Origin of the sequence: uncultured Desulfobulbus sp., assembly GCF_963662935.2 — a bacterium.
Lineage (GTDB): Bacteria > Desulfobacterota > Desulfobulbia > Desulfobulbales > Desulfobulbaceae > Desulfobulbus.
The window spans coordinates 519270-534241 of record NZ_CAXXTL010000001.1 but is presented as its reverse complement, the minus strand read 5'-3'; the positions used below and the strand labels follow the sequence as shown (position 1 = coordinate 534241).

The 14972-nt window shown below is 60.7% G+C and carries 12 protein-coding genes; all 12 read left to right on the top strand.

All coding sequences use genetic code 11. The annotated features are described in order from the left end of the window. Nucleotides 1-22: 22 nt before the first annotated feature. The 12 genes from ACHZCX_RS02310 to tssA all read left to right on the top strand — a co-directional run bounded on the left by ACHZCX_RS02310 (nucleotide 23) and on the right by tssA (nucleotide 14950). Nucleotides 23-736 (top strand): YMGG-like glycine zipper-containing protein, encoded by a 714-nt coding sequence (locus ACHZCX_RS02310; RefSeq protein ID WP_319585623.1) that lies wholly within the window; start codon nucleotides 23-25, stop codon nucleotides 734-736. Between the two features lie 2 nt (nucleotides 737-738). After that, on the top strand, nucleotides 739-1290 hold the full coding sequence (locus ACHZCX_RS02305) for a hypothetical protein (RefSeq protein ID WP_319585622.1): 552 nt from the start codon (nucleotides 739-741) through the stop codon (nucleotides 1288-1290). Nucleotides 1291-1396: 106 nt separating this feature from the next. After that, nucleotides 1397-2455, top strand: coding sequence for a S41 family peptidase (locus tag ACHZCX_RS02300; protein ID WP_319585621.1), 1059 nt, complete (start codon nucleotides 1397-1399; stop codon nucleotides 2453-2455). Between the two features lie 108 nt (nucleotides 2456-2563). Continuing rightward, nucleotides 2564-3955 carry an FHA domain-containing protein gene (locus ACHZCX_RS02295; protein ID WP_319585620.1) on the top strand — a complete coding sequence of 464 codons (1392 nt, stop codon included), beginning with the start codon at nucleotides 2564-2566 and terminating at the stop codon, nucleotides 3953-3955. Nucleotides 3956-3966: 11 nt separating this feature from the next. Next, nucleotides 3967-5340: an FHA domain-containing protein gene (locus ACHZCX_RS02290; protein WP_319585619.1), complete on the top strand. Its 1374-nt coding sequence runs from the start codon at nucleotides 3967-3969 to the stop codon at nucleotides 5338-5340. A gap of 48 nt (nucleotides 5341-5388) precedes the next feature. Beyond that, nucleotides 5389-5835 (top strand): hypothetical protein, encoded by a 447-nt coding sequence (locus ACHZCX_RS02285; RefSeq protein ID WP_319585618.1) that lies wholly within the window; start codon nucleotides 5389-5391, stop codon nucleotides 5833-5835. Further along, complete coding sequence (tssK, locus tag ACHZCX_RS02280; protein WP_319585617.1) at nucleotides 5832-7226, top strand: type VI secretion system baseplate subunit TssK; 1395 nt, start codon at nucleotides 5832-5834, stop codon at nucleotides 7224-7226. Before ACHZCX_RS02285 ends, tssK begins: the two co-directional genes overlap by 4 nt. Next, nucleotides 7226-7888 (top strand): DotU family type IV/VI secretion system protein, encoded by a 663-nt coding sequence (locus ACHZCX_RS02275; RefSeq protein WP_319585616.1) that lies wholly within the window; start codon nucleotides 7226-7228, stop codon nucleotides 7886-7888. The genes tssK and ACHZCX_RS02275 overlap by 1 nt, the downstream gene beginning before the upstream one ends. Nucleotides 7889-7921: 33 nt before the next feature. Further along, a complete protein-coding gene (locus ACHZCX_RS02270; RefSeq protein ID WP_319585615.1) occupies nucleotides 7922-12091 on the top strand; it encodes a type VI secretion protein IcmF/TssM N-terminal domain-containing protein in 4170 nt (1389 codons plus the stop codon). Between the two features lie 39 nt (nucleotides 12092-12130). After that, entirely contained in the window at nucleotides 12131-12736 is a 606-nt protein-coding gene (locus tag ACHZCX_RS02265) for a hypothetical protein (RefSeq protein WP_319585614.1), read from the top strand. A 17-nt stretch (nucleotides 12737-12753) separates the two neighbouring features. Beyond that, nucleotides 12754-13596: a type VI secretion system accessory protein TagJ gene (locus tag ACHZCX_RS02260; RefSeq protein WP_319585613.1), complete on the top strand. Its 843-nt coding sequence runs from the start codon at nucleotides 12754-12756 to the stop codon at nucleotides 13594-13596. After that, nucleotides 13580-14950, top strand: a complete 1371-nt coding sequence (gene tssA / locus ACHZCX_RS02255) for a type VI secretion system protein TssA (RefSeq protein ID WP_319585612.1) — start codon at nucleotides 13580-13582, stop codon at nucleotides 14948-14950. The genes ACHZCX_RS02260 and tssA overlap by 17 nt, the downstream gene beginning before the upstream one ends. Nucleotides 14951-14972 lie beyond the last annotated feature (22 nt).

Below are 14972 nucleotides of genomic sequence, written 5' to 3'. Positions count from 1 at the left end.
CCAATCCCCTGCAAGGAGCGCCATGAGATCAACCCTGCATAAAGTAACAGCACTGTTTATCACCCTCTGTTTCTTATCCGGTTGCGCCGCGAAAGGAGGCGATCCCAACACATCAACCACCGATGACGCAACCCGGACCAAGACCGAGGGCACCGCTCTCGGCGCTGTTTTAGGTGGACTGGTCGGTGCGGCAGCCGGGGCGGCCCTTGATTCCAACAACCGTGGCCGGGGCGCGCTCATCGGCGCCGGCATCGGCGCGGTGGGCGGCGGAGCGGCAGGGTACGTATACGGCTCAAATGCCGCCGAACGCAAACAGCAGTACGCCAACGAGGAGGATCGGCTCGATGGCGAAATCAATGTAGTCAAGAAATATAACACCGACCTGCAACAGCAGAATACTGCCTTGGCGAGCGATATCAGCGATCTGAAAGAAAGAATCAAACTGCTGCAATCGAAGAAGAAATCGCTGAAAGACAAAGCTTATCTCACCGCTGAAGAGCAGAAATACGTCAACGGCACCCTGGAAAAGAACAAGAAGGATTTAGAGCACTACAATCAGGAGCTCACTTCCCTCTCCCAATACAAGCAGGAACAGGAAAGCAAGGGCGGCAAATCCGCACCGCAGGTCGCCAGTCTTGAGCAGGAAATCACCCTGCTCCGCAACCAAATCAATACCCTGGACAGCAACAACAAACAGATGGCTAAACTTGCCGATAATCTCACGGTTAAGAAATAGCCATGAACGCCAAGGCTTTCTGGACAGGGATGTTCTTTCTCGTCCTTACCGCAGGTTGCGGGCCGGTTTCCGATGACCCACGCCAGGGCGGGCTGGCGGGGTATTGGCACGGCACCTCCTCAGGCAAATACGAGGAGCGGCAACAACAGCGGCGGCAACAGCTCGATCAGGAGCAGCAAACTAACCAGCAGCTCTACCAGCAATCATTGGCGCTAAAGAGTGAGCGGGAGATCCAGGACCAGAAACTTGCCCAAGAACAGAAGCAGGTGGTGTCTCTGGAGAAAAAGCTGAGCACCCTCAAGGCCAATGTCAGTAAACTGCGACTGCAATCCGAAAAGCAAAAGAAGGAGGCCGCTTCCCTGCTGGAGCAGATTCAGCAGACCCATCAACGGATTGAGCAACAAAGGACCTCCATCGCCGAACTCGACCGCAAGGGTGGTAGCGGTACGGATCCCGATCAGGCCCAAGTTCTGGAGCTTGAGCGGGATCGATTGGCTGACGAATACCGGAAACTGAACAAATACTATCAGGCCCTCTCGAATGCCATCCACTGAGCGTGTTTGGTCCTCGCGAATAAAGGCTTTCTTCCGGGTTTGCCGCCCTGCGACTGCCTCCGCTGCCTGCCGCAGTCCGTTGTGCAATTCAGCATGGTTGCTGTTGATGCTGGTGTTATCAGTCTGTGGCTGGACGATTGACGCAGTCTGTTCACAGCCCCCTCCTCTTGCCGAGATTCGCACGCTCATTGCCCAGAAGGCGCTCAACCCGCCATCGGAACAGTCGCTCTCCCAGCTGAACATGGAACAGTTGAACGAACGGCTGCACGCGCTCGATTCTCACGCCCGCTACCTGCCGCTCGCCGCTGTCCCCCAACCCGCCGCCTCATCCCCGCGGATTGGGCTGAATATCTTTGCCTACAAGGCTCGAATATGGGTCACCCCGGAACCGGGCGGGCCGGCCAGCCTGCAGGGCGTTCCCGAAATTGGTGAATTGCGGGAGGTGAACGGCACCCCGGTTGCCGGAGATGTCCAGCAAACCTCGGCCCTGATTGATAGGGCAATCCGGGAGGGTAAGGTGGTCGTCCGCATCAGCGACGGCAAGGTAAAACGCTACACTATCCTCCCTTCTTCTGCCAAACTCGGGTCCACCACCACCCGCGAGGCAGGCAACGCCACCTTTATCCAGATCTCCGATTTCGTCTCACACGAGACCGCCCCTTTTTTTGCTAGCCTCTACACGACCCTCCACCGTTCCGGTGCGACCCTGGTCCTCGACCTGCGCGGCTGCGCAGGTGGCGATCTGTTTGAAGCCCTGGAGATTGCGGGCCTGTTTGTCCCTACAGGTTTTCCTCTAATCTCCACCTATGACCGCACGGGCAAGATCCATGCCTACAGTTCCCCTGCCGGAACTAAACTGCCGCGGCCGAGCGGCATCCTGATGGATAGCCGCACCGCCAGCGCCGCCGAAGTGCTGGCAGGCATTTTTAAGAGTTACACCCTTGCCCCCCTGATAGGCGAGCGCACTTACGGCAAGTGCGAATCCCAGACCGTATTCAAGCTTTCCGACGGTGGCGAACTGTGGCTGACCACTCTGGCAATTCATTTTGCCGATGACTCCACCTGCACGCAAGTCGGGGTACAGCCGGATATCCCCTACCCGGATATCTCGATAGCCAAGGTTGCCGCGATTAAAGAGCGGCTCCCCTTTGCGCAACGGAAGTAGAAAAGGATTTCTCAGCAAGGAGTTGTGGGCCAGCAGCGCAGACCCTCCTGCAGCAAATGAACACCTGGCACAGACTGATGACTGGCTGGCCATACTGAGGATGCATCCATGGACAATTTTTCCCAGAAAGACGACATGACCCGCATTGGCGGCTTTATCCGCCCGTCTTCCCAGGAGGAGGAGCGCACGCCCGATGTGGTTACCCCACCACCCCCGGAACCCTCGTTTCCTCCTCATGCCCCGCCTCAGGGTCCGGCTTTTTCGCCCCCTCCCCCCACGCCAGCACCGGGCCTGACCTTTCCGGCGCCGGAACAGGGTTCTGCGTTTGTGCCTCCGGACCCAAGGCCCTCATTTGCGCCGCCGAGTCCAGAGCTGTCGTTTCCCTCAGCCTCCCCCTCCTTTCAGGCTCAGAATCTTTCATTTTCTGCACCGAATCCGCCATCTTCGCCCCAGAGTCCGTCACTCTCCCCTTCTGAATACCAGACGTATTCGACACCGCAGGATGATATGTGGTTTGAGGTCGAGCAGGCAGATCCGGCCAATGTACATCCGCTGCGTGATGGCCAGCTGGTCACTGTCGGCCGGGATTCCAGCCAGGACATCGTCATCATCGACAAGACCCTGAGCCGCAATCACCTGATCCTGCAGCGAAGCGGCGACCGGATTGCGGTGCAGGTCCTGGGGCTGAACGGCCTGGTTTATGCCAGCCAGGTCTACAAATCGACCAACCTGGAGATAATCGTTCCCTGTTCGCTGACCATCGGCAACGTAACCTGCCGGATCAGGAAAAAGATCGATAACGATGCAACCATTCTCATGAGCGATCCGGCCGCCATAGCCCGTCATCTGCCCGGTGCCGCCGTTCCGCCGCCGGAGCGGCCGTCGCGATCCACCCCACCGGTCTGGCCACCGTCCGAGGACCAAGGGCCTTTCGGCCAGCCTCCGGCGAACGACAAATCCTTTTTCGCCGCTGACCAGCCGAACGCACCCGTCTTTCCCACCGGGCAGGCAGAGGTACGATTCCCCAGCACGCAGCCAGCTCAGCCTGCCTACGATTTCCGTCAACCTGCCTTTCCCAGTCAGAGTGGGGACAAACCCTTCGCCAGTGCCGCATCCGCGCCGGATCAAGGGAAAAAAGGACCGTTGAACACAAAGCTGCTGCTGTACGGCGGCCTGGGGTTGGGACTACTCCTCGCCGTGGGCGTCGGCCTCTATTTCTGGCTGCGCAGCCCGGCTTCGCCCCCGGTTGAGTCAAGTCGGCAGACTCCGCCAGCCGCAACCCAGGCACCGCCGGTCGCCCCTCCGCCCCCGGCAAAGCAGGGGGAACCGCAGGCGCCGACCAGCAGCCTCCATAGCCATTATCTCAGCAAGGCCAAGAGCTATCTGACCGAAGGCAAACCCCTGGATGCCTGCGATTATTTGAAAGATATCCCGTCAACCTCTCCCCTCAGGAGCGAGGCGGTCGAACTGGCCAAACAAATCCCCGGATGCACGCTCTAATGGCGGAGTGTGTGGAATTTGAGGTCATCGGCGGCCCCATGGACGGACTCCGCTGCTGCCTCGCCGGACCTGGCACCGCCGGGAGAAAGGTGGGCAATGCCCTGTCCCTGGCGCTTGACGACCAAGTCTCCGGCCGGCATCTGGAGATCGTCCGGGAAGGGCATGACTGGTGCGTGCGTGACCTCGGCAGCACCAACGGCACCTATCTGGCCAGTCAACGGCTCAGCCCCGACCGGAGCTACCCGCTGAAAAACGGCGACGTGCTCCTTCTGGGGTCAACGGTCCTGCTTTTCACCCTGGCGCAAGAGGGGGCAGCGCCTCTGGTTTTCGGTGGCTTGAACTTTGAGGATCCGCGGAGCCGCTATCCCATGACTGCCGAACTGGCTCAAGTTTGGGAACGGTTGTTTACCGCCTTGGCCGATGAGGCGACGCCGAACCGGTTGTACTGTGATGTGGACCGGTTTTTCCTCGCCCTGATGACCCAGATCCGAGGCGGAAGCGGCGTGGTATACGATTGTGAGCGCAGGGCAGCTGCACCGGACAGGTATCAGATCCTGGCCAAATGGCTGCATGATGTCCCGGTCGAGCGCGCCTTCCGGGGCGATCCCGGCACTCTGACCGTTGCCCCCCGTCTCTGGCGTTTGCTCGACCTGGCCGGTGAAGAGCGGCAGGAGGTCATCGGCATCAAGGAGAGCTTGGCGGCGCTGATCAAGGAAGGGAGGAGTCTGGCGGCCCGCTATATCAGCCAGGACCCCCGTTTCCTCGAGACCTATCGGGAGGCGATGCAGCAAAACGCCACCGATGCCGCTGTTATCGAGGCCTTCCGCGGCACACAACCTGAACAGGCCCCGCCGCCGGTTGCCACTGTGACGTCGTCGCCAGCCGAGGGACGGCCAACCCTGCTCAGACCAGCGGCCACACCGTCGCCGCAGCCCGCAGCCGGATGCGAGGAAATCTGGAAAACCTTCGGCCAGCGGCTGGAGGTGCTGGTCACCGGCTTTCTGGCCGACGCCCTGAACCCGGTAGCCAGCCGCCAGGAAGTCCGCCCGCCCGGACTCGAGCGGCGGTTGAGCGAGGCTCTCGTCTCGCCGCAGGAGCTGAAACACCACCTCGACGCTCTGTACAACCTCCTGGTGGTCATCCTGGCCTCGCAGCGGGACGGCTACAAGGCCTTTGGCGAGCATCTCCTGCTCACCTTGGAGCATGCGGCCGCGGAGATGAAAGACAATCGGGGGCTCGGTTTGCCGATCGGCAAAAAAGGCATCGCTGCCGATGAGTGGACCATCAAGATGAAGACCCTGCTCGGCCGTCTGGAAAGTGAGGGAGCCAGTGAAACCATTATTCGGGACATCATCAGGAAAAAAATTCAGCAATTAGCAATCTAGCTTCCAGCGTGCATCGCATGCGTCAGTATTGATCAAAGGAGGATCAGGATGAGACAAAAAATTCTTGGTATCAGCATGCTGCTTGCGTTTGCACTCTCTGGATGCGCGGGCGGCCCGAAACAGACCGATGTCACCCTGCAGCTTAAGGCAGACGATTCGATCAACAACGGCATTCTCCTGCCGATCGACGTGGTGGCCGTGGAGGAGAATAAGGCGGCCTCGATCCTGAGCATCTCGCCGGACGAGTGGTTCGGCAGTGACCAGCGCGAGCGGCTGCCCCCGGAAGAGATTCAGAAGTTGGCGATCAAGGACGGCGGAGTGAGGACGGTGACTGTGAAGGTGCAGAAGGAGACCGGCAAGATCATTATCTATGCCGATTATGAGAGCACCAGCCAACGCGAACAGCAGCAGCTGGTGATTGACTCGAAAAAAGAGTCCTTCCACGATAGCTACTTGATCAAAGTCAAGAAAAACCTCCTGGAGCTGGTGCCGTGATCAACGAAATCGAAGCCGAATCAGCCGACGTTCACTGGTATGAGGGGATGCTGCTGCAGCCCCATCATTTTCAGACCCAGCGCCGCCGATCCTCCATGCTCGAGCGCGAACAGCTGATGTATCTCACCGCCCACTGGTGGGGGATTGCGGCGCTGCAGATCAATCCGACGGCGCTTGTCGGTTTTCGGATCAAAGTGGATCAGGCGGTCCTGCGTCTCAAGGACGGGACCTGGCTCAACATCCCCAACAACGCCTCTGCCGAGGAGTGTTCGTTTACCGATTTGACCAGTCAGCTGGATGAACCGCTGGCGGTCTGGTTCGCAGTCAAGCGGGCTGAGCCGAACCGGCCCCTGGTCCACGAGCTTGACGAGCCCAACAAAGGGATTCCGCGCCCCTGCATACTCAAGGAAAATACCATTGTTGACGAGAACAGCGGCGAGAATGGCCAGGTAATCCAGTCGCGGCTGTGGAATGTGCAGATTACCTTCGGGGCCGCGCCCGGCGATCAGTTCGAGGCCGTCAAGGTGGGCGAGTTGGTTTGGTCTTCCGACAAGCAGCCAGTTTTTCATGCCGCCTATATCCCGCCGTTGCTCAATCTCGGGGCCTCCATGTATCTCCGGGAGCGGGTGAAGAATGTGGTCGTCAAGATCCGCAATCAGGCGACCTTCCTCCAGGGTGAACTCATCTCCAAGCGCATCTCTTTGACCAGCGACCCGCTGCGGGTGCTGGGCAACCTGACCCGGCTGAAGGTCATGGCCAGCTACAGCCTGGTCCTGCAGCAGCTTTTGAACGTCCACCAAACCCATCCTTATGCCCTGTACCTGGAATTGGTGCGCATGCTCGGTGACCTGATCGTGCTCTACCCCGAAACCCCGCTGGAGGCCCCGGCCTACGACCATGACAACCTCTATCCGGTGATGGAGACGGTGCTGAGGCTGATCGAGCGGATGGTCGAAGGCGGCGTGGTGGTCGATTACATCCACCGCCGTTTCGAGGTCGACGGCGAGCGCCGCTTCTGCCGCATCGACAAGGAATGGCTCGATCCGGAACCCAATGTCCAGGTGATTGCCTATCTCTGTATGAACACCGAAATGTCCGAAGCCAATGTCGATGCCATGCTCAGCGACTACCGGGTCAAAATCGGCCCGCCATCGCGCATCGACGAGATGCTGATCGCCCGGACCCGAGGGCTGAACTGCCAGCGCTTGCGGCGCATCCCCTCCGGCCTGCCCGACCGGAGCGGCCTGCACTATTTTCAGGTCGACCTTTCCCGGCAATCCGAGTTCTGGCAGGATCTCTTCCGCGACCTGCTGCTCGTGATCCACGGCATTCCGGTGGAGGTGACCTCTGACATCAGCCTCTATGTGCATGTCGTCAAAGGAGAACGGTAATGTCCAGCCCGCTCAGAACCGCGGTCAAGCCGATGATCGATTTTCTCCTCGGCTTCCGCTACCGCCTGGAAACTGGCGCGGAGATCGATCTCTACGGTTTGCGCAAAGATCTCCTCAACACCCTGCAGATGGTCGACACCAATGTGCGCCAATCGCCTTCGCTGCATGCCAGGGCCGAAACCATCCGTTATCTGCTGGTGGGGCTGGCCGATGAGGTGCTTCTTTCCTCCACCTGGAGCAGGGCCAAGGAATGGCGGGAAAAACTGCTGGAGATGGAGATGTTCAAGACCAGCGTCGCCGGCGAGCGCTTTTTTGACCTGCTGGAGCGGGACGGTTACCGCGATCCCGAGCTGGCCGAATTTTTCTACATCTGCCTGGCGCTCGGCTTTCGCGGCAAGTTCCGCAGCCGCGAGAACGAACTTATCGATATCAAGCAGCGGGTGTATGCGGTCTCGCCGGCGCGGTTGCCCGACGACGAAAGGGTCCTTACCCCCGGCGCCGACTGGGCCTTTACCGGCGGTGACAAGGTCATGCCTCGGATCTTCGGCATCTCCACCGTGGTCACGGTCCTGGTGGTGGCCACCATCGGCTATTTCATCGCCAGCCAGTGGCTCTGGTCATCCATTGCCGAAACCATCCATGCCATTGCCCGTATGCTATAAGAACCGCAACCCGTGTAAGGATACCCAAGGCTTATGCTCAGCGTTTTTCTGGACTTGATCAAATCGAAGGTCTTTCTCGCCATCATCGGCACCCTGGCCGCAGTGGCGGCAGCGGTCCTGCTCTTCCTTATCTGGAAGACCATGGGGTTGCGCTTCTTCCTGCTCGGCCTTGGCGGCCTGCTGCTGTGTATCCTGCTTATCCTGGCCATCGTCTTGCTGTGGAAACTCTTGGAACGACGGCGGGGCGACCGAATGGAGCAGGCCCTGGGGCAGGATGGAGCGGCCCGCGAACAACAGCGCCAGCAGGCCAAAGTGGCAGTGCAGGGGATCAAGGACCGCTGGGCCGAGGCCATGCTCACCCTCAAGGCGACCAAGGTGCGGATTTACGACCTGCCCTGGGTGCTGCTGATCGGCGAGCCGCAGTCCGGTAAAACCACTACCCTGCGCGAATCCGGATTGGATTTTCCCTTGGGCAAGGATTCCCTCTCCGGGACTGGAGGCACGGTCAACTGTGACTGGTGGTTCACCAACGAAGCGGTGATCCTGGACACGGCCGGCCGGTTTACCATGCCGGTCGATACCGCCCCGGACCGCGAGGAATGGCTGTCCTTTCTCAAACTGCTCGCCAACCATCGGCCGCGCTGCCCGATCAACGGCGTCATTGTTACCATTCCTGCCACCTCCCTGCTTCAAGACCCGCCGGAGATCCTCAAAGCCAAGGCGCTAACTATCCGCGATAAACTGCAGGAGCTGGTCTCGACCCTAGGCATCGAGTTTCCGGTCAACATCATGGTCTCCAAGCTCGACCTGGTCTACGGATTCGCCGAATTCTGCGCCTCGCTCTCGGCCGAGGAGCGCAAGCAGGCCCTGGGTTGGAATCGCCGGAACATGACCCTCGAGGCCTTCAACCAGGAGGAGTACGCCGCCTTTTTCGCCGCCCTGGTCGACCGCCTTGACAGCTGGGCCAAACGGCGGCTGCGGGAGCTCAATCCCGGCCCGGAGGCGGACCGCGTCTATGCCTTTCCCGGCGAATTCAATCGCTTGCAGGATTCCCTGGCCGGTTACCTCAGCCTCATCTTCCGGCCCGACCGCTACCACGTCTCCCTGCTCTTCCGCGGCTGCTCCTTCAGCAGTGGCCTGCAGGAAGGTCGATCAATCGCCCGCGCCCTGTTGGCAGGAGCAGAGGCAGCGGATAAAGCGGTGCTGGCCGAATTCGCCAAATCCTTTGTCCAGTCCCGCGCCTACTTCATCAATGCCTTTTACACCAGGGTGTTCAAGGAACGCTGGCTGGTGCGCAGGGCCGGCGGTGTGACCAAGAGGGAACTTATCCTCCGCCTGGCTGCGGCCGGGTTTGCCGTGCTCTTCCTGGCCGGTGCCGGCATCCTGCTCGCTTCCGGGTACCGGACCCTGGCCACCAAGGTTAAGCCGCTAGAAACCCAAGCACTCAAAGCCCAGGCGCTCCTCACCGGCACGCCCGGCCAGGAGATCCCAGCTTCGGAAATTACCCGCGCCATCACCACCCTGGAAGCCGGCAGGCAGGACCTGATCAGTCACGGGGCACGGTTGTTCCTGCGCGCCAGCCACAATATACTGGTGGAGGATCTCGGCCGGATTGAAGATGCCCTGGTCGAACGGAGGCTGCTCGACCGTCTGGTGGCCGCAGCTGGCCAGCAGTACGGTGAAGACAAGCCCATCTCCACTCTGGAGGAAAAACAGCGGTTATCCAGGCTGCTCCTGCAGTGCCTCGACCTCTATGCCGGCAAGCCGGTGACTGTGCAGTCGCTCGCCACGCTTTTCGACGCCATTGCCTGGAAATCCCAAACAGGGCTCGATATCGACCGGCCCGAGGCGGAACGAATCATCCAGGGATACCCCTATGCCAAGGGCACGGCCACGGTGGCCCGGCAGATCCAGGGCGGCGAACTGTATCTCCGTCAGATGCTCGGCCATCTCCAGCGGTTCTGGGCCTCCTTCTATGCCCTGCAGTGGCAGGAGCAGAAGAAACGGCTGGTGGCAATCAACACCGGTTACACAGCCCTGCTCGCCTTTCAACCGGCCGCTGCGGTGGATCGGGGCGAACAGGTCGAGCAGGGCTTTGGTCAGCTGGCCGAGTCCTTTCTCCAGGCCATCGCCGCACTTGATCCGAAGGGCACCGGCAAAGTGGCGGTATGGACAGAAGGGTTGCAGGAACAATGCAGATCCGAATACCTGACACTCCATGACAAGTTCGCCGAGACCAGTCAAACCGATATCAAGCCGATGACTGGGACCGTTGATCGGCATGCCCAGGTCTGCGCGCAACTCAAGAGCGGCATTGGCAGCGAATGGACAATGGCCCTGGAGCAGAACGGCCATATCCTGGCCATGGACGGCACCCTCAACCCGGAGATGTTCCAAGTCCGGGACGGGGTGGTCAAGGAGGCCGCTTTCGGCCCCTTGCTGACCCCTGAACTCAAAGAACGGCTGAAGGCGGAAAGCGAGAATCCCTTGCCCCTGCTCGATGCCATGAGCCAGACCTGGCAGACTGCTCGCAGCGAGCGGCTGAAGGACATCGGCGTGAGTCTGGACAAGGTCGAGCACAAGGGCTGGCAGAAGAAAGAATTCCTGGCGCTGAGCAGCGACCTGACCGGCAGCGTCATCCTGCAGGCTCATCAGGAGGCGGCCCTGGCGGCCGTGCAGGTGGTTCTGCCCAAAGAGGCTCTGGCTCTTTCGGCCAGCAGCGGCACCGATATCCCCAAACCTCTGCGCGCCTCCTGGCTGGCATCGCGCTTCGGTGTGCTGCAGAAAGTAAGCGATTGGCTCCAGTCGCGGCATCCCGGCAGCCCGGGACTGACCCGGGTGCGTTCGGCCATCGCCGAGCTGATGGGCACCGCCTGGGGCAACTGCGTCAAATTCTGGGGGGAACGGCTCAACACCATCGATATCGCTGGCAGCATCCTCCGGACCAGCAGCTGGTCCGCTTTCCGCAAGGAGGCCCTGAATCGGCGCAGCCTGTTCATCGATCGCAGCGTCTGGCCGCTCAACGCCTTTTTTGAGCACATGGCCCACAAAGATGTGGCGGAGATCAAAACCCTGATGGGCCTTCAGGGCGGCAGCCAGCTGATCGGGACGGACCTCCAGCCAGTTGCGCAGCGGGTCGAAAATACCGCCGCGCTCTATTCCCCGGCCAAGTATCTGCCCCACCTGGAAGAGGCCCAGCGGAGCTTTAACAACGTGCTTGAAAACCTAACCGATGATGCCCGGGTTTCCTGGCAGATGGTCAAAGCTGGCAAGCCCGGAGATAATGTCAGCCTGGACAAGTTCAAGGTTCTGAGTGATTTCTACCAACGAGTCAGTGGCGATCCTGCGGGCCGGGGCGAGCCGCTGGCCATGCAGCTGGCCAAAATCGATGCCCATGGCGCCAGCCTGCTGCAAAAGGGTTTTTCCGCCGAATCCGGCAAGGAATGGGGTGGGTTTGTCGGCGCATGGCGGGCGCGCCTGGGTGATAGGTACCCCTTTGGCCGACGGGACGGCTGGATCGGCGGCGACACCGTGGCCAATGAAATCCGCAAGCTGATCATCACCACCCAGACCAAGAACGACCTCCACGACTTCTTTTTTGCCCAGGAAAAGGGATTAGAGGCTTTTATTAAGAAATACAACCTCTTGGCCACAGATCCGGCAAGCCCCGAGCCGACCATCCAACTCGACCGGGCGGACCGGGCCTTTCTCGAACACTGTCTGGCCTGGCGTGAATTCCTCTTCGACGACAGCCGGCAGCCGCGCAAACACCAGCTGAAAATCACCCTGGACGACGAGCAGGGTCAGGACAGCCGGAATGCGGAGAAATATTTCACCCAGTTGCTGATCTCGGGGTTGGAGGCCGACAAGGACAAGGCCATCCGCCTGCGGTTCAGCGGCCAGCGGTTCAAGAGCGCCTCGGTGATCTGGGAGTTCAGCTTGAATTCCGAGATCTACCTGGAGGCCAAAAATGAGGAAACCGGCCTGACCACGGCCATCCGTCTCAGCGGCGGCGGTCTCGCCTTTCCGGCCTATGTGGCCTGGGAAGGACGCCGGAAACAGGCCGGACCCTCGGCGGACCTGCGGCTGAACATGCTCTTTCCCAAGACGGGCGGGGCACCGGGCGAGGCAGCCTATGTGGTGCCGATCAGCGTCAACTGGGACCAGAAGCTGCCGGAACCCATTTCCTGGCCGGGCCGCTGAAATCGGCGCCGCGAGCCATCGGAGAATAACGACAAGGTGTTGACCCGTCTGAAAAACCTGTTCTCCGGACCCCAAGCGTGGCCAGTGGAGACCTTCGGCAAGCTGCCCTGCTACCAGGACTACATCAGCCTGGTGACGACTAAAGCTTCTGTCCATTGGCGCGACTGGCTGCTTGCCCAGTTCCGGGGAGATACATTGCCCCCCGAGGGGTTGTGGCCGTTCGTCTTTCAACACCGGAAGAACAGCGTACTGGTGGTCGGCCTCATCCAGGCGAGTTCCGACGGGTTGCGGGAGTTTCCGTTCTCCCTGTTTGTCGCCTGCGACACAAAGATGCTCTCTTCCCCGGCTGGGCTGACTGCGATCTGGGGGGAACTGAAGGCGCTCCACTGGCAGTTGCTCGCGGCCCCTGACATTCAGGGGGTGTACGGATGCTGCGCCGGCAGAATGGTGGCCCTTTCCCCGGAGCAGTCCAGCGGCAGCGGAGTGCAAGGACAGGAAGGGCTTCTTCACCAGCCCGGTTCCTGGCCGCGACTGCTGATCGCCGGCCCCGGAAATGCCGCCACCCTGCATCTAGTGTGGCAAGGCGGCATGCCACAGGCAGAATTTGAACGGAATTGGAAGGGGTTGAGACCTCCACAACCATGATCGAGGGCAAGGAGAACGTGAACAGCAAAGAACTGATCAAACAAGGCAAACTTCAGGAGGCCCGGGCCGAGCTGGTGGCTGCGTTGAAGCATCATCCCGGCGATATCGCCGCCCGGACCCTGCTGTTTCAGGTTCTGCTTTTTTCCGGTGAATGGGACAAGACCCGGCAGCACCTGGAGGTGCTGGCCAATCTTGCCAGCGACAAGGGGCCAGCGATGATGCAGTATCTGAGCCTGCTCCACTGCGAACAGGAACGGCTGCAGGTGCTCGGCTTTCAAACCCCGCCCTCCTATCTGCCGGGCACTCCCGACTATTTCCAGGAGGTCTACCCCTGCTTTCTTCCAGGCTCTAGCAGCACCAGCGCAGCGATTAACCGGGCAGCGGCGGAACAGATCCCGCAGGTATCCGGCACGGTCAACGGGCAGGAATTTTCCGGGCTGCGCAACGGCGACGACCTGTTGGCGCATGCACTTGAGGTCTTTGCCCATGACCGCTACCTCTGGGTGCCCTTTGAATCGATCCGGGAAATCCTCATCACCCCGCCCCAGAATCTCCTCGACCTGCTCTGGATCTCCGCCTCGGTCACCACCTGGAGCGGCCTGTCGCTCAACGGCATGCTGCCGGTGCTCTATCCGTTTTCGTGGCAGCATGCGGATGCCCAGGTCCGCATGGGCCGGATGACCGATTGGGCACCCCAGGCCGATGGTTTGGTCAGAGGAGCAGGCCAACAGCTTTTTCTTTTCGGGGAACAAGACCTGCCCCTGCTTGAGGTGCGGGAAGTCCGCTTCACAATGACCGCTGGGGCAGCCCCTCAGACGACGGCGTCAAGGCAAGGTGACACGAATGCAAAGAGCAATTGATCTGGCGGCCCTGCTGGCCCCGCTGCCCGGAGACAACCCGGCCGGCGAGGACATGCGCTATCAGCCGCTCTATGATGCAATCAAGGAGGCTCGCCGGGCCGACGACCTGCTGGATCGCGGCGATTGGGGGCGGGAGCTGAAGACCGCTGACTGGGACACGGTTATCATGCTGGCGACCGAGGCCCTGAGCCAGAAGACCAAGGACCTGATGATCGCGGCCTGGCTGATGGAGGCCCTGCTCACCACCGAGGGTTTTGCCGGGGTGAAGACTGGACTCGTCCTGCTCGAAGGCCTTCTCGGCGCTTTCTGGGACCATGTCTACCCCCTGGCGGAAGACGGCGACCTGGACTACCGGTGCGGTCCGCTGGAGTTTGTCAACGACAAGCTTACCCTGCTGATACGAACGGTACCGCTGACCGATAGCCGGATGGGGCCGGGCTATTCATGGCTGCAATGGCAGGCATCGGTCAAGGTCGGCAAGGAGACCGACATCCTCAATCAGTGGGGTGATGTCGATGACACCAAAAAACAGGCTCGGGATCAGCTGATCGCCGACGGCAAACTCACGGGCGAGGCTTTTGAAGCGGCGGTGCAGGTTTCCAGCCGCGCCTTTTATGAAGAACTCATGCAGCTGATCCAATCCTGCCTGGACGTCTTCCTTCGTCTGGACGCCCTGGTCGACGAAAAATTCGGCAACGAGGCCCCGCGGCTCTCCGATTTCCGCACCGCCCTCGAGGACTGCGGAACCCAGGTCGGCAAGATCCTCAAGGAAAAACGGCGGCTGGAACCTGATCCGGAGCTTGACGCGGTGCCGGAACCGGCAGGAGAGGGAGCGCCCCCCGCAGCAGCGTTCCTACATCCGTCGCCGCCAGCCCCTGCCCGGCCGCAAGGCGGCACTGCCATGGTGATGCCTGCCGCCACGCTGCCTTCGGCCAGTGCTGGGGTCAACCGCCTGCTGGGCTCCGGGGGGCTGGAGGAGATGCGTTGGCAGCAGGCCCAGGCAACGCTGCAAAGCAACGGCATCGAGACTGCGGTTGAGGAACTGCTCGGTGCTGCCTGCAGTGCCCAGTCAGTCCGCGAGCAGGCCAATTATCATCTGCTCATCGCCCGGCTCTGCCTACAGATCAAACGGGCCGATCTTGCCCGGCCTCTGGTCGAACAGCTCTTTGCCCAGATGGAAGAACTGCAGTTGGCGCGCTGGGAATCGCCGATCTGGATCGCCGAGGTCCTGGATAGCCTCTATCGCTGCCTGACCGACGAGACGGCCACTGACGAAGACCGTTTTCGGGCCCGGGAGATATTGAACAGACTGTGCACCACCGATATCACCAAGGCGATGCAGTATCGCCTTTAACTTGCTTTTTAAGTAATCGTCA